General features: G+C 59.3%; 14 protein-coding genes. 1 reads left to right on the top strand and 13 read right to left on the bottom strand.

Annotation, left to right across the window (positions count from 1 at the left end; translation table 11 throughout):
- Window positions 1–2 precede the first annotated feature (2 nt).
- From FHX06_RS13950 to msrA, 13 genes are all read right to left on the bottom strand, one after another.
- The gene (locus FHX06_RS13950; RefSeq protein ID WP_183879692.1) at window positions 3–938 is read right to left on the bottom strand and encodes a carbohydrate ABC transporter permease; all 936 of its coding nucleotides are present in this window, start codon (window positions 936–938) and stop codon (window positions 3–5) included.
- A gap of 94 nt (window positions 939–1,032) precedes the next feature.
- Window positions 1,033–2,295, bottom strand: coding sequence for an ABC transporter substrate-binding protein (locus FHX06_RS13945; protein WP_113014451.1), 1,263 nt, complete (start codon window positions 2,293–2,295; stop codon window positions 1,033–1,035).
- 37 nt (window positions 2,296–2,332) lie between these two features.
- Complete coding sequence (locus FHX06_RS13940; RefSeq protein WP_183879690.1) at window positions 2,333–3,499, bottom strand: PLP-dependent transferase; 1,167 nt, start codon at window positions 3,497–3,499, stop codon at window positions 2,333–2,335.
- Window positions 3,496–4,218: a FadR/GntR family transcriptional regulator gene (locus tag FHX06_RS13935; protein WP_112546215.1), complete on the bottom strand. Its 723-nt coding sequence runs from the start codon at window positions 4,216–4,218 to the stop codon at window positions 3,496–3,498. Before FHX06_RS13935 ends, FHX06_RS13940 begins: the two co-directional genes overlap by 4 nt.
- A gap of 182 nt (window positions 4,219–4,400) precedes the next feature.
- Window positions 4,401–5,129 carry a 7-carboxy-7-deazaguanine synthase QueE gene (queE, locus tag FHX06_RS13930; RefSeq protein WP_246715547.1) on the bottom strand — a complete coding sequence of 243 codons (729 nt, stop codon included), beginning with the start codon at window positions 5,127–5,129 and terminating at the stop codon, window positions 4,401–4,403.
- Window positions 5,126–5,482, bottom strand: coding sequence for a 6-carboxytetrahydropterin synthase QueD (queD, locus tag FHX06_RS13925; RefSeq protein ID WP_113208345.1), 357 nt, complete (start codon window positions 5,480–5,482; stop codon window positions 5,126–5,128). The genes queE and queD overlap by 4 nt, the downstream gene beginning before the upstream one ends.
- Window positions 5,482–6,192 carry a 7-cyano-7-deazaguanine synthase QueC gene (queC, locus tag FHX06_RS13920; protein ID WP_183879686.1) on the bottom strand — a complete coding sequence of 237 codons (711 nt, stop codon included), beginning with the start codon at window positions 6,190–6,192 and terminating at the stop codon, window positions 5,482–5,484. The genes queD and queC overlap by 1 nt, the downstream gene beginning before the upstream one ends.
- Window positions 6,193–6,451: 259 nt before the next feature.
- Window positions 6,452–6,994, bottom strand: coding sequence for a hypothetical protein (locus tag FHX06_RS35580; protein ID WP_246715546.1), 543 nt, complete (start codon window positions 6,992–6,994; stop codon window positions 6,452–6,454).
- 19 nt (window positions 6,995–7,013) lie between these two features.
- Window positions 7,014–8,198, bottom strand: coding sequence for a hypothetical protein (locus FHX06_RS13910; protein WP_183879684.1), 1,185 nt, complete (start codon window positions 8,196–8,198; stop codon window positions 7,014–7,016).
- A gap of 44 nt (window positions 8,199–8,242) precedes the next feature.
- Complete coding sequence (locus tag FHX06_RS13905) at window positions 8,243–8,986, bottom strand: TfuA-like protein (RefSeq protein WP_183879682.1); 744 nt, start codon at window positions 8,984–8,986, stop codon at window positions 8,243–8,245.
- A gap of 9 nt (window positions 8,987–8,995) precedes the next feature.
- Window positions 8,996–10,174 carry a YcaO-like family protein gene (locus FHX06_RS13900; RefSeq protein ID WP_183879932.1) on the bottom strand — a complete coding sequence of 393 codons (1,179 nt, stop codon included), beginning with the start codon at window positions 10,172–10,174 and terminating at the stop codon, window positions 8,996–8,998.
- A gap of 25 nt (window positions 10,175–10,199) precedes the next feature.
- Window positions 10,200–13,274, bottom strand: coding sequence for an ATP-binding protein (locus tag FHX06_RS13895; RefSeq protein WP_183879680.1), 3,075 nt, complete (start codon window positions 13,272–13,274; stop codon window positions 10,200–10,202).
- Between the two features lie 334 nt (window positions 13,275–13,608).
- Window positions 13,609–14,121: a peptide-methionine (S)-S-oxide reductase MsrA gene (msrA, locus tag FHX06_RS13890; protein WP_029868850.1), complete on the bottom strand. Its 513-nt coding sequence runs from the start codon at window positions 14,119–14,121 to the stop codon at window positions 13,609–13,611.
- A 310-nt stretch (window positions 14,122–14,431) separates the two neighbouring features.
- Between msrA and FHX06_RS13885 the strand changes: the two genes are divergently transcribed.
- The gene (locus FHX06_RS13885; protein ID WP_183879678.1) at window positions 14,432–15,418 is read left to right on the top strand and encodes a phosphotransferase family protein; all 987 of its coding nucleotides are present in this window, start codon (window positions 14,432–14,434) and stop codon (window positions 15,416–15,418) included.
- The last annotated feature ends 28 nt before the right edge of the window (window positions 15,419–15,446 follow it).

Genomic DNA, 15,446 nt, shown 5'->3' with positions numbered 1-15,446 from the left:
GCTCAATCCTTGGCCAGCAGGCTCTGCCGCAGCAGGATGATCAGCATGGAATAGGCAAGAAGCAGGACCAGCAATACCAGCGCAATCGCCGAGGCATAGCCGAAATCGAGCCGCTTGAAGGCCTGGGTGAAGATGTAGCTCGCGACAATCTGCGTCCTGTCCGCCGGGCCGCCGCCAGTCATGACGACGATGAGATCGGCGAAATTCGAAATCCAGACGGTGCGCAGCATGACAGTGATGGCAATCGTCGGCGCCAGAAACGGCAAGGTGATCGACCAGAAACGCTGGAGCCAGCCGGCACCGTCGATCGAGGCCGCTTCATAAAGATCGCGCGGGATCGCCTGCAGGGCTGCGAGCAGCGTGATGGCAAAGAAGGGAATCCCCCACCAGACATTGGCGATGATCGGCCCCCACATCGCATATTGCGGATCGGAGAGAATATTGCCCGGCTCACTCATCAGCCCGAGCCCAAACAGCCAGTGCGGGATCGGCCCGATGACCGGATTGAAAAGCCAGGCCCAGTTCAGGCCGGCAAGGAATGACGGTACGGCCCAGGGCAGGAAGACCAGCGCCTGAATGACGCCCCTGCCCCAGAACGGCTTGTCGAGCAGGAGGGCGAGGATGAGACCGAAGATGAATTGCAGGATCACTGAAGCGCCGGTCCACCAGAGCGTATTCTTGAGCGCGCCGTAGAAGGCCTTGTCCTGTGCAAGCTCGCGGAAATGCTCGATCCCGACGAAGCCACCTGAAAAAGGATTGAGAAGCTGGATATCGCGGAAGGCATAGGAAACGCCGACCACCAGCGGGACCAGCATGACCGCAATGATCAGGATCAACGAGGGCGCGCTATAGAGATAAGGCTCCGAGGCATCGGCCAGGCGGCGCAGCCATGGCCGGCGGTCGTGGCGCATCTCGAGCGTGTCGGCGGTGATAGTCATTTACCCGATACTTCCCCTAGCGGCACTTCGGCGCGCCGTCTGTCGTTGCATGAGCGGCGGCGGAAGATATCCGCCGCCGTTTGCGATTTTGGCCTTACTTCTTGGCGAGGAACTTCTGCTGCGCCTTGGTGAGGTAATCGGCCCACTGGTCGGCGAGATCCTTGGCCGAGATGTCACCGAGCAGCGCCTGCTGCGAGGTCTTGATCGCCATGGAATCCTTGAAGAAGGCGAATTCCTCGAGGTAGGTCGGCATGACCGTCGGGACGGTGTCCTTGTCGGCGAGTTCCTCGAACCAGCCCTTGAACTGGTCACCGGCGTAGAAGGGATCCTTCTCGGCAGCCGTATAGGCCGGCAGAGCGCCGATCTTCTTGTTCCACTCGATATTGCCTTCAGGCCCTTCGAGCGTGGCGATCAGCTTCCAGGAGAGGTCCTTGTTCTGGCTCGTCGTGAACATCGACCAGCCGCCGTAACCGATAGTCGGATAGGACTTGCCAGCCGGCCCCTTCGGCAACGGCATGACGCCGAAGTCTTCCTTCTTCATGCGCTCGGCAATGGCGATCAGCGCATCCGGATCCTGGTCGAGGAAGGCGCAAGTGCCGGAATAGAAGCCGGCGACGACTTCGTTGAAGCCCCAGTTGACGCTATCCTTCGGTGCATAGCCCTTCTTATAAAGATCGACCATCCACTCGATGCCCTTTGCCCAGCCTTCGCTGTTCATGGTCGAGGTGCCGTCTTCGTTGAAGTACTTGTTGCTGCCGGCCATGGAGGCGGCAAAGATCATCCAGCCGTTCAGGCCGCCCGGACCGCCGCGCATGCAGTAGCCATATTTGCCCGGCAGCTTGGAGACGGCTTCGGAGGCCTTGGTGAAGTCTTCCATCGTCTTCGGTGGTTCCTTGACGCCGGCGTCTGCGAGCAGCTTCTTGTTGTAGAACATGGCGCGCAGATAGAAGCCGTAGGGCAGCATATAGGCGGTGTTGTTGACGTCACGGCCGAGGTCGAGCGCGCGCGGCGTCAGTTCCTTGGTGTGCTCCCACTTCGCAAGATAGGGCTCGAGGCTCTCGAGCATGCCGTTGTTGGCATAGAGCGACAGCCAGGTATCGGGCATTTCCATCACGTCGGGCACATCGCCGGCCGAAACCATGGTCGCGAACTTCTGGAAGGCTTCGTTCCAGGGCAGCGAGATGATATCGACCTTGGTGCCGGGATTGGCGGCTTCGAACTTGCCGACGATCGACTTCAGCGTTTCGGTGCGCTCGGGGCTGGTGATGACTTCGACGAGCTTCAGCGTCGTGTCCGCAAAGGCCGTGCCTGCCATCATCGTGGTTGCAAAGAGCGCTGAAAGAATAAGCTTTTTCATTTTCGGTTCCCCTCCGTCGTTGTTTGTGAGGTTTCAGTTAAGAGGCGACAGCAATCGCCTCCTCGATATCCCTCCACAGGGCCTCGGTTCCTTCGAGGCCGATATGGAGGCGCACAGATCGCGGGCTGATACCGAAGGTTTGTGCGGAATTCGGCTGTGCCTTTTGCTGCAGCACCACCTCGCCCGGTACGATCAGGCTTTCATGTCCACCCCAGCTTACGCCCAGTTTGAAAAGCTTGAGGTGATCTGCGAAGGCTCTGACATCGATGCCTTCGCGGAATATAAAGGAAAAGAGGCCCGACGTGCCGTTGAGGCCGTTGGGCAAGCGGTTGGCAAGGCCCGGATGACAGACCTGCTCGACTACATCGAGCGCCTGCAGGCGCTGCGCGATCGCCATGGCCGCTGCCTCATGTGCCCGCATGCGCAAGGGCAGCGTCCGGAGGCCCCGGATCAGCAGCCAGGCATCGAAGGGAGACAGCTTGCCACCGAGATAAGGATAGGATTCAGCCTTGATGCGCGCAATCATCTCCTTCGAGCCGGCGACGACGCCGGCGACGACATCGCTGTGTCCGCCGAGATATTTGGAGGCCGAATGAATGACCAGGTCGACACCGAGCGTTATCGGCCGCTGGAAGAACGGGCTCGCCCAGCTGTTGTCGATCATCGTGACCACGCCGTGCTTTTTGGCGAGTGCCACCAGCGCGCCGACATCATGGGCTTCCATGACCCAGCTCGTCGGGCTTTCCATATAGAAGACCTTGGCACCCGGCAGCGCCTTGGCGACGGCCTCTTCATCACGGCCGTCAACATAGGTCACTTCGACCTTCATTCGCTTCAGGATCGTGCCGAATAGCCGGAAGGCATCCGGATAGACATGCTTGACGGCGACGATGCGGTCGCCCGGTTCCACGAAGCTCAGAACGGCAGACGAGATCGCCGCCATGCCGCTTGCAAAGCCCAACGCATCTTCAGCCCCTTCGAGCTTTGCGAGCATCTCCTCGAACATGCGCACGGTCGGGTTCAGGCCACGCGTATAGATCGGCCGCACCTTCTCGCCGCGATAGGAGGCGATCATGTCGTCATAGTCGGAGAAGGTAAAAAGCGACGTCTGGAAGATCGGCGGCACGACCGCTTCGGCGAAGTTGCCTTCGTCATGGGCGGTGATCAGCGAGGCAAGGTCGAACGGTTCGAGGCCGTCAGTCATCGGGACATTTCCTTGATGTCTTCCTCGACCACGTCGAGGATTTTCAGTGTCTCACGCCGCGCCGCTTCGGTGTCCTGGGCGGCGATGGCGTTGAAAAGGGTGCGGTGAAAGGGAAAGGACCGGCGGGCAAAGTCCTGCCGGTCGAAAGGATGCGTCCAGAACCGTTCGAAGGTCTCGCGCATCTGCTCGAGAAGCTGGCGGAACAGCGGATTATGGGTGGCATCATAGACCGCCAGATGGAAGGCCAGGTCTTCCGGACCCGATGCGCCCTGGGCTATATGCACCCGCTCCATCTCACAGAGCTTTTCCTCGATGAGCAAGAGATCCTTCGCGGTGCGCCGCCGTGCAGCCACCATGCCGGCTTCGCATTCAATGCCGCGGCGAACTTCCAGCGTCTGTAGCAGCACATCGCGCAGATGCGTCGTATCGAGTGACAGCGGCATATGAACGGTATCGCGAGAAACCGGTTTCAGCAGATAAGTTCCGCTGCCCTTGCGCGTCTCGATGACGCCGAGCGCCTGGAAATGCCGGATCGCTTCACGAATAGTGGAACGCCCGACGGCCAGGGCTGCCATCAGCTCGCGCTCCGCCGGCAGCCGGTCACCCGCCTGGAGCCGGGCATCCTCGACATAATGCGCGAGCGCATCGGTCACCTGACGCGCGCGATCCATCGCCGGAAGGGGCCGGATTACCGGCCTGTCGCTAGCATTTGCCTTCATGGTTCCCCAGGTTCTTTTTCAAGGCAGCCGACCTTAAAAATTGGTCTGACATCTTAGCATTTCTGAAAGATGGGAAGCCGTCAAGGCAGTTTTGCGTTCCTCTCAACAGATAGATGGCGACGCCGCAGCGACCGGCGACAAGGTCGCAAATCCCTGGCGGTCCGAGATTTCCTTGGAGGTGATCACACGCCCCGCATGTTTCCCCAGAGCAGAACGTGGAGCTGCGGGAGAACGCGCGCGTCGAACCACCGGTCCGAGGCGACCCGATCGACCAACCACCGCATGCGGTTGAGAATGCCGTCGAGGTCGACCAGCACTTCATCTTCCACCGGCGGCGTGTGATTGCCCGGCTGGAGAAAGATCGGAAGCTCTTCGAACTCCCTGGCGACCGACCTTGCAAAAGCGTAGTCAAGCTCATCGAAGATGACGATCTTCATAGCGATCCTGGGACCCTTGCGTGCAGCTGCCACGCACTCCCCTAGTTCACCAGCCTTGAATTCCATTCCGCTGGACGGTGGTTTCGGGCTGAGGATCAAATGATCCAATTCTGCAAACCAGTCCTGGGCGATCGAGCCCTGCGTTTCCAAAGCGAATTGATAACCGTCGCGCTTTCCCCTGGTTATCAGCGGCCCAAGTGGCTGAATTGCCGGGTTTCCGCCAGAAAGGGAAATCGTCAGCGGACAGCCCTGAGAGAGCGCTTCCACTTTCGACCAGATGTCGTCGACCGACATCGGCGTCCATTCGTCGCGGAAGGCGCTGTCGACGGCATGGAGGGTATCGCACCATTCGCAGCGATAGTCGCATCCGCCCGTTCTGACGAAGACTGTGGGAAGGCCTATGAGCGGCCCCTCCCCCTGGATCGTCGGTCCGAATATTTCGCTGATGCGGATCTTTTGCTCCCTGACTGTCATGCGCGATATTCCGCCCATGTCTTCGGCGTCTCGCTTACCCTGACCGCCGATGTTTCCGGCAGCCTTTCCTTGCACCAGTCGTAAAAATGCTTGGCGAGCCATTCTGACGTTACCCGCTCATGGCCCAGCGCATCGTTGAGATGCCGGTGATCGAAGCATTCGTCGATATACCGTTTGAGAGGCGCAAGCTCGTGATAGTCGCGGACAAAGCCGTCCTCGTTCAAGTCGGAGGCCGAAAGCTCGACCTCGACGATATAATTGTGCCCGTGGAGACGCGCGCACTGGTGGTCGTCGGGAAGATGGGACAGCTGATGTGAGGCGGAAAAATGGAACTCCTTGGTGATCCGGTACATCACTTCGCCTCTTCTGCTCTGTACCCACCCGTCGCGGCAATCCAGAAATCCGGATCATCATAGACGGTCGGATCCTGGACACCGGCGAGATGGAAAGCTTCGCGACGCTCGACGCAAGTACCGCATCTTCCGCAATGCAGGCGACCGCCCTTGTAGCAAGACCAGGTCTCCGCAAATGGCGTTCGGTGCCTGGCGCCATCGATGACAATGTCGGCCTTCGTAGCGTTCACATAGGGAGCGAGCAATCTGACGTTTGCATAGCCCTCGAGCGCATGCTGTTGCATGACTTCGAACGACGAAATGAAGCCCGGCCGGCAATCGGGGTAGATGAAATGGTCTCCGCCATGGACTGCGATCGCCACGGCGTCTGCCTGACGTGCTGCGGCCAGCCCGAATGCAATCGCCAGCATGATGGCGTTCCGGTTCGGCACGACCGTTGCCTTCATCGTCTCCTCTGCGTAGTGGCCGTCTGGTACCTCAATATCGTCCGTGAGAGCGGAGCCGGTCAGGTGCTTGCCCACGTTCGAGACGTCGATGATGTCGTGCGGAACGTCGAGCTTCTGTGCGCAGAGTGCCGCGAATTCCAGCTCTTTGACATGCCGCTGACCGTAGTTGAAGGAAATCAGGCCGATCAGTTGGTGGCTCGCCGCGATCTCGTATGCAAGCGAAATGGAGTCGAGTCCGCCTGAGCAGACGACAAGTACTTTCATTTTAGGATCCCTTGTTTTGTTGAACCGGGTGGGCTGCGACCGGTTAGCGGAGGCACGTACTAAACTTCCGGTGCCGCAAAGTCCAGTAACTTTGCCGGCAAGAACCATCAATGCCGAAGCACCTGCAGGGCATGCGGGACGCCGCTCGCGAAGACAGACCGTCGCGTCGTGTCGGACCGGGACGAGCAGGTGACGCCTGCTCTCCGTCCTGGCGTCGAACGGAGAGCAGGCAGGCCTTGATCCACACGCTTGCCGGTTCTCAATCGCGAAGCCGCTGCGGCGCCAGCGATTGCGTCTGCGCATAGGCGAGCGGCGAACGGTTGCCGGGAAGGTTCTCGTCAAGGATCAGCGTCTTGATATCGTCGGAGCGCACATCGAGCGCAATCACGCGTTCGAGTTTGTCCAGCGACCAGACGGAATAGCCGAGTGCGTTCGAGTAGCCGCAATCGCATCCGCAGTCATCTCCCTCTATTTCCGTGGCCTTGACCGGGAGATACATGATCCGCGGTTTCGGGAGCTTGTAGCAGTGTCCCTCATAGGCATAGCCATAGATCACGCCGATGCTGACTATGTCGACCTTCCCGGGATCGATCAGAATGTGGCAGTTGTCCACCCTGAGCTTGATCTTGTCCTTGCCGGCTTCAACGCCACCATCCCGGATAGGTTTTGCCTGGGCAGCTTCGGATCGCTGCTGGGCTTCGTCGGGCGGACAATATTCGTTTCGTCCATAGAGACGAACCTCGCTTGGATTGAATGGCAGATTGCCTGTTCCGACGAACGGATTTTCAGAGCAGCAGCTCATTTTCCCCTCCTGTTCTGGCTCACCTCGAGCCGATGATTTCACGCCATACAAAGTTTTCCTCCAGTTGCGCGGCGGCCCGTATATCCGCAGCCGAGACAATAGCCAGCGCGGCATCCCCAAGACGCATCGCGCCCGGATCCAGCTTATGAAGTGCAGCACCGATTGCCCCTCCCACTGAATCTCTCGCCTTGATCAAGGCGAGCTTGAAGAAAAGCGGTTTGTCGCGAAAAGCCTCCGCCGTCGTTTGCCGGAACCAGTCAAACTCGTCCTGCGTCAGATCGCGAAGATTGACAGAGAGCAGACGATGATCGGCGCAGCCGCTGGCGACCAGCTCACGGTGATAAAGTTCGACGATCGTATCGAAGATCGCACCGAGGAAAGGCAACGAGCGATCATGGGCCTCGGTCGTGACTTGCGACATGCGCCGGAAGTTGGTCGCAAGGCGAATTTGCGTCTCCGGGCTTGTTTCGGCGAAGCGATTGAGCTCGTTGTAAAGGAGGAGATTTCCTTTCGTCCGGCGCAGCAGCCGGTCGATGGCCGATTCGAAATGCAGAAAAGAAATCAACGATATGCTGTCCGAAATGGCCTCGGAGAACGGAAAGAAATCCGCGTCGCGGGAAAGGCTGTCTGGAAGCCCCATCTGCGACAGCGTGACCAGATGGCCGATCTCGTGAGCGATCGTGTCGAAATTCAACGCATAGGGCGATTCTTCGCCACCTGCTTCGGAGCAGCCGAGCTCGATGAAGCCGAAGCCCGCATGCGCATTGTTCCACCGGACAAAGGGAACGATTTCGAGCCTCGAATAGTAATCGGAGAAGAACCAGTGCATCGGTCGGGCGAGATAATTGCGCCAGACGTCCAGAACGAAATGAACGCAGGCATAAGCATGCACGCCAAGATAATCGCGTGATCTCGGATCAAGGCTGTCAAAGTGACCATCAGGGCCGGATCGGACGGAGCGTCGTCGAGGCCCGCGATAGGGTGGGAAACCGCTGAAACCGTAGGGCTCCTTGTCGAACAGCGGATCGGCGACATACATCAAGATGTCGCTTGGACCATCGCCAATTTCATCGGGCAATATGGACAGCAGGACCCGGTCCGGTTGCTCATAGCCAAGGATAAAAGGCGGCTGGGGAAATATCCAGCATCGCGTTCCAAGAGCCTGCGCGGACTTTTCAAGTGATATGTTGGGATATAATTCCATAGCTCAACTCCTCGGTGAGATGAGTTGTATGGCAATTTATTAAATTAGTAATTTCTAATTAACGTGATGTCAATAGATCCGGCTTCCAGATCGCGAAGGAAAGTATTGGTTATCGTACAGGGCAACTTTTCCTGTTTTAACTTCGAGAGCGCGGGAGCGAGTTGCAGGGCCAGTCTGGCATCGGCTTTCTTCTGCATAATGAGATGGCTGCGAAGCAAGGCTGCCTTCTCCGGCAGCCATTGCGCTGCAATCACCACCTTTCTGAGGGAGCGCTCCCGAAAATTAAGCCGTTGGGCCGCCGCGGTACCGGCATCCATCTCGGCTTTGGAGATCAGGCCATGAAGAAAGAGCGCCTTAAAACTGCGCTGAAGGTCGACCAGGGCCTCGGTGAGAGGCGTGAAGCCGAGTTCGGCAGGCCCGCATTGGACTGCGACGGCATCTTCCGCCGTCAGCGGCCACCGCCTGTACCAGCGATAGATGAGGCCGACACCGATCATTCCGAACGGGTATAGTTCTGCAGCCCGGAGCGCGCCCATGCTTGCCGCGCCGACCATCACGATGCCTTGCGACAGCGCCCAGAGAATTTCCTTATGCCGCACGGCGGGTCTGTCTTCAAAGAAGCCATCGATCAAAACCATCGCTTTCGGGCGAAATGCGTGCGCGGCAAGGATGATGTCTCCCTGCGAAACGGGCTGCAGGTATATTGCGTCGAGAAGGCGCTGCGCTTCCGGCAAACGCAGGGTCGGACCGAGAAAAACGAGTATTGGGCCGTCCTTGCTCTGATCCATTCCGGATCCTCACCGCTCGAGGGAAAAGGGGCGCATGCCAGCAAGGATCGTGCGCACGCAACGAATGCTCGGATCGTTCAGCAAAGCAACCGGAACGGTAAGAACCGGCCCCAGTCCAGCAGCGATGACCCGCTCCAGAAGATCAACGAGGTCGACAGCAGGCGGCAAAACACCGGGAAAATTGGTCGATTGAGCGTTTTTGCCTAGGATGAGATCGCGCGCGTCGGCAAGCATTGCCTTGCTCGGCCTCAGATAATGTCTCCGCGTCTGATCGTCACGCGCGCCGGATATCGCACCGGCACGGGCCGCCAGCGCTTCAAGCAGCGCGCCGAACGCCGCCTGATGAATATCAAGACCGGCACAATAACCTTCCGTCGGCAGCGCGAGCGTGGGCTCGCCTTCGCCAGCTTCGATCGTCTGGCACCAGACGACCGGGATCCCTGCTGGCGATGGCGCATACCAGAAGGCAGCCGATATTCCGTGCTCGGCGAGGCGTGACAGAAGATCTTGAGCCGCTGCTCCCAGTCCCGACAACGACAGCCTCATCCGGTCCATAAGGCCGTGGGTTTCGAAAGCACGCGCCATCGCGTCCCGCTCTATGCATTCCAGTAGCCCATGCAGCAAGGCGGCAAGGTCTGACCGGTGGCATGCAAGGCCGGTCGTGGTGCGCAAAAAGACGCCGTCACGCCGAGGTGGTGGATCGGTGTAGATCGTATGCACAAGTTCAAACGGCACGGGGGTGAGAGCGCCGGTCGCAATATCGACGCCCATGATCCAGTCGATCTCGCGCTCGCGCCAATTTTCCCGAGAAGCTGCGGGACTGAAACCATCGAAGAATCCGGCGCCAACCTGCAGTCTTTCTGCAGTCGACACGAAGACGCGAGAAGCAGGGATTGCCTCGGCGTAATAGCGCTCGAGCGACTCCATGATTGCACCGATGGCAGCAGTCGCTTTGGACAATCCGCGGCCGAGCGAGGTGACTTCGGACAATGCCGCGGGTCGTATGGCCTGGATGACCGGAAGCCCGATCCGGTCGAGGCCGGTCAGGTCGGCGATGCGTGTGATCCGGGCGCGACGACAGAGAGGCAGCAGGGAGCGGAAATAAGCCTCTGCATCTTCGGGGTCCGATCCCGCAGGTATAGGAGACATGCTTCCATCTCTGATCCCGGCATAGAATGCCGAGAGCATCTCGCTGACGCCTGCGGGGCAAATGTCAGAACTCGCCAGCAAGGCCGAGCTCCTTCAAGGACCGTTGCGTCCGGTGCAGCAAGGCAACCGCGCCCTGCTCTTCCGCGATGGCGAGGGCGATTCTCAGATCGGACAGGAGAGCCGTCTTTTCAGCCTTGGCGCTCGACAGCAGAAGCGCGCGACGCCGGTGGAGTTCGGCTAGCCAGTAACCATGGCCTGTCGCCCTCGCCTCACGGATCGCGTCGGTGGCGACATCGATCGCCGCTTGATACTTGCGCGCATGGCCGAGCATGGTCGCATGCATGTAGAGATAGATCGGCAGATCCGCGACGGCCCCAAGCTCCTTCAGGAGCGCCAAACCCGTGCGGAACATCTCATGACCGCGGGACAGATTTTCAACATGCGCAGTCGCCCATCCGCGAAAGAGCATTGCGAGGGCAGATAAGGATTGCAGTTCGTGTTTTTTCGCGAAATCACCCATCCTGCTGGAAATCTCGATCAGACGAGCATGGTCGTTGCGGTAGAATGCCGATACTGCCTCGGTATCCAGCGAGTGCGCCTTGCTCGGCATATGGGCGATGCTGTCCGCAAAGGCGACCATATCGGCAAGCGCCTTGCTTGAAGCCTCGGTTTGGCCGGTCAGCCAGAGGGATAGCGCCAACTGTCCGAGACCACAGACCTTCGCGTCATGGCCGCCGAACACGTTGCGGCTCGCCTTGGCCGCCTCATCGTCGTAAAGCGCAAGCCCCGCCCTTATCGCTTTCTGGGCATCCTCCTGCCTGCCGACATTGAACTCGATCGCCCAGATTGAATGATTGACCTGGAGTTCGATCTCGCGATCGGCAATTCCTGAAAGCATGACCTGAACTTCACGGGCACGGCTGCGCATCTCCATGAAGTTCTGCCCGGTCAGCCACCAACCCCAATAGACCGGAAACCACTTGGGCTGATCCTCCTTGGCCTGGCGTCGTGCGACCTCGACGCCTTTTTCGTAAAGGATCCGCGCCGGTGCCGAGTTGGGACCGACCGTTGCCGTCAGCAGCGGCCCGAGCTCGGTCAGCACCGAGAGGTATAAGCCATCGGCGGCACCGCCGGGAACGGACTCACACAGCGCCAAGGCGCGTTCAAAATGGTGGCGCGCTTCGACCATTGCCGAACGTCTGGCGAGCTCCTTTCCGGCCTTTATGAACAATGCAATCGCATGCTCCCGGAGGCCTGCGGACTCTGCGTGCTGGGCAAGTGCGCCCGCATCCAGCCAATTTACGACCGGACGATTGCTGTTTGCTGCCGTGAACAGGCGCCGGTGGAGAAGCTGACGCTGGGTCTTAAGCAGGCCGTTATAGATGGTCTCCTGGATCAGAGCATGGCGAAAGCCATATGCGACATCGCCATGAGCACGCACGCGGGTCAAGAACCCGGTCTCGCAAAGCGTTTCGGCCGCATGCACGAGCGATTTCCTGCTCGTGTCCGGCAGCAACGCGCGAAGCAGCGGAATGGTGAAACGATCGCCCACAACGGCTCCGGCACGGGCAACGTCTCTGGCCGGACCCAGGTGTTCGAGCCGCAAGTCCAATATTCCTTCGAAGGCGGAAACATGGCTGCGGGATGTGTTTGGGGGCACGCTCATCGCGTCCCTAGACGTTATTTCAGAGGCCCATTGACATATTTCCTCGATGAAAAGCGGCACGCCGCCGGATATGCGCTCGGTTACTTCGAACAGCTGCGGTAGTGCATCCTGGCGGTCCGTCGGCCAGCGCGCCGCGATCGCCAGCCGTGTTTCATCGCGATCGAGCGGGCCGAGGGAAATATGTTCCGCGGCGTCCGCGTCGAACATGCCGGCCTCAGAACCGGGTCGGCAGGTGACGATCAGCAGCACAGGCAGCATGGGCACGAGCCGGGCCACTTCGTGAAGAAGATGCTCGGAAGTCGGATCGATCCAGTGAATGTCCTCGACGGCAATGACCAGCGGCGTTTCCTCGCAGATGACGCTCAATGCCTTTGACAGCGCCTGTCGTGCGCGCTGTTGTATCACTTTGGGGGAACTGCCTGCGAGAGCTTCATTGCGCCCATCGGCACCGAGCAGATAAGAAAAAATGTCGATGACGTCCGGATCCTGAATACCCTGTCGAGCGAATTGGGCGGCAACCATATCGACCGTCAGGCGTCCGCCGTCAGCGGTTTCGGATCGGCGCTGGGGGAAACTGTTAAGCAGCGGGTGAAGCGTCGAGCGAACGCCTCCCGGCAGGCATTGGAAGAGCAGCGATCTTGCGGGCTCCGCATGGATCATTCGCCTGACTTGCCGAAGCATCCGCGACTTCCCGATACCGGCCTCGCCGGTGATGACAAGGATCCTGCCCTTGCCTTCAGAGGCGGCGGTCCAGGCTTGCCCGATCCGTTCGAGTTCGTGGACACGGCCAATGAAAGTACCGTCCAGCCTTCCGAAGGCGTGAAACCGGTCGACCTCCCGTTTGTGGCCGATCGCTCTCCAGACGCTTTCGGGCTCCGAGAAGCCTTTCAACAGGCGCGTACCCTCCGATACGAAGGCGTGGGAACGACCGGCGAGGTTTCGTGTCTCGTCCGAAACCAGGACGGTGTTTGGCTGGGCAGCAGCCTCGAGCCGTGTTGCAAGAGCGAGTGCGGCACCCGTGACGGGCTCGTGTATCCAGTTCTGCAACTGCGCTTCCCGGATGAGGGCAACGGAAGTGGCGACCCCCACACGCACTTGCACGTCGTCGCGTTTGAGATCGCGGGCAAGGCGCTGGCACGCTTCAACGATTCCAAGGCCGGCGCGGATAGCAGCCGATGCTGCATCTCTCGATCCGAGTTCGATCGGGAAAAGCGCCACTCCGCCGTCCCCGGCTTCGACCCGGATGACGCCGGAATGCGCGGTGATGGATTGGCGCGCCGCCTGCAGGAAGGCCGCCAGCAGATCCTGGTAGTCTTCGAGATCCATCAGATTGAAGAGATTTGTAGAGCCGACCAGATCATAGCAAAGCGCAGTCACGACCCGCCGCTCGCCATGAATTTCAGAAGAGCGGCTATCGCCGGTCGTGATACTTGCAGACCGCCCCTGTTTATCGATTGGCGTGTCGCGAGTCATACGCGGCTCCTGCCTTCAAAACATCGACAATCACTTCTATTCAAGCAAACGATAACATACGTTTTCCGCATTGTCGGCGGACAAAATGCATGATCGCTGGAGCGTGGAATGGCGCAGGAAAAAGCGCCAGCGGGGCGTGCAATTTCCTCGCATCGCCCTCGCCGAAAGCGGTGGATATCACGATGGCGGCAGGCACCCAAGCGAGATGATCAAACAAGGGTTTGATTATGATGCGGAGGCCATACGGACAGATTGAAATGATCTCGTGAATCAAAACGGCGGCCCGGAAGGCCGCCGCTCGTCAAATCCGTTCAATATTCCCGGTCGACAACGCTCAAGCGACGTTCGACTGCCGCTTCGGCAATTTCCAGCCCGGACGAGCGAAGTGGCATGTGTAGCCATTCGGAATACGCTCGAGATAGTCTTGGTGTTCCGGCTCGGCTTCCCAGAAATCGCTGACGGGAACGACTTCCGTCACGACCTTCCCGGGCCAGAGGCCCGAAGCATCCACATCGGCGATCGTGTCCTCGGCAATGCGATGCTGGGTCTCGTCAGCATAGAAAATTGCGGACCGATAGCTTGCGCCAATGTCATTGCCCTGACGATTGCGGGTCGATGGATCATGGATCTGGAAGAAGAATTCCAGGATATCGCGATAGCTCGTCTTTTGCGGATCGAAAATGATCTCGATCGCTTCGGCATGGTTGCCGTGATTGCGATAGGTTGCATTGGGGACTTCGCCACCGGTGTAACCGACGCGCGTTGAAATAACGCCGGGAAGGCGTCGAATAAGGTCCTGCATTCCCCAGAAGCAGCCGCCAGCAAGTACTGCACGTTCTGTTGTCATAGAACTTTCCTTTCCAATGCGCGAGTTGGACGGGAATCGTCAGGTGCGCTTCGTTGACGCCTATATGGGTATTCGGCTCAATAATCGCCAGTCCACCACAGTGACATCGAAACCTTCATCAAGAGACGTCCGGCCTCCAGAAGCTCGCATAGCCAAGGCATATTTCGACGGAACGAGATTGACCGGTTGTATTGGGCACAGCATTCTGCGCCCACTCCGCGCCGACCGATCATCCGGGTGGCTTTTTCCAGTACGCAACTTCTGGCCTCGCATCTTGAAAATGGCTGCGCGCGTCGTCCAGGGACTACAGATGGCACCGGAAAGACGAACGACCTTGGAGCTCGATAGGGAAACCATCCAGCGGATCGTCCAAAATCTCGATCCTGGGCTTGTCGCCGACGGCTTTGCCCGCCTGCATGGCGGCAGCACGGAGGTCTACAGGATCGACTTCGCCGGCGCTGATTGCGAACCGCTGGTGCTCAAGATCTATCCCGACGAACCTGAATGGGGACCGGCCAAGGAGAAGCTTGTGGCCGGCTGGTTCACGGAACTGACGCCGCTTGCGCCAAAGTGGCTTGAGATCGACGGGTCTCGAAGCCTCTTGCCGCTGCAATATGCCTTGCTGCCGCTGCTGCCCGGCCGCTCGCTACGCGGGTGGGTGGCGGAGCCGGATATCGACAATGCCTACCGCCAGATGGGTGCATTGCTGAGACACATCCATGCAATGCCGATGCCGGCCTATGGCTACGTACTCGGCCACGGGATCGCCAGGCCGATGCCGACGAATACCGACTATATGACATCAGCGTTCGAGGATGTGTTCCGGCGGTTCCGCGACTTCGGCGGCGATGCCGATCTTGGGCGTCGTCTGCAGCAACTGGCAGAAGGAAGCTTCGACCTCCTGCGGGAAAGCAGCGGCGCCGTCCTCTGCCACGACGATTTTCATCAGGGCAATGTGCTGGCCCTGCGCACCGATCCAGGCGGACTTCAGCTCAGTGGGCTTGTCGATTTCGGCAATGCGCGGGCAGCGGACAAGCTCTTCGATCTTGCAAAGGCGCTCTTTTGTTCGGCACATGAAGATCCGCGCAGCCAGAAACCCATCTTCGAGGGCTATGGCCCTGTCGATCATCCCGATATCGAGCGGGCGCTCTGGCTCTATACGCTGTTCCATCGGGTCAGCATGTGGTGCTGGCTGACGAAGCTCGGCCTCGAACCCACCAACGAAAACGGCCCCGGCGGATTGATCCGGGATCTCCGCACGATGACCATGGGAATTCGCTCTTGGCGTCGTTACTGAAGCCGCCATTCCCGACATTGGCTCTCAT

This window comes from Rhizobium sp. BK512, from assembly GCF_014194915.1.
Classification (GTDB): domain Bacteria; phylum Pseudomonadota; class Alphaproteobacteria; order Rhizobiales; family Rhizobiaceae; genus Rhizobium.
The sequence above is the reverse complement of the archived record's forward strand: the minus strand, read 5'-3'. Positions and strand labels throughout refer to the sequence as shown.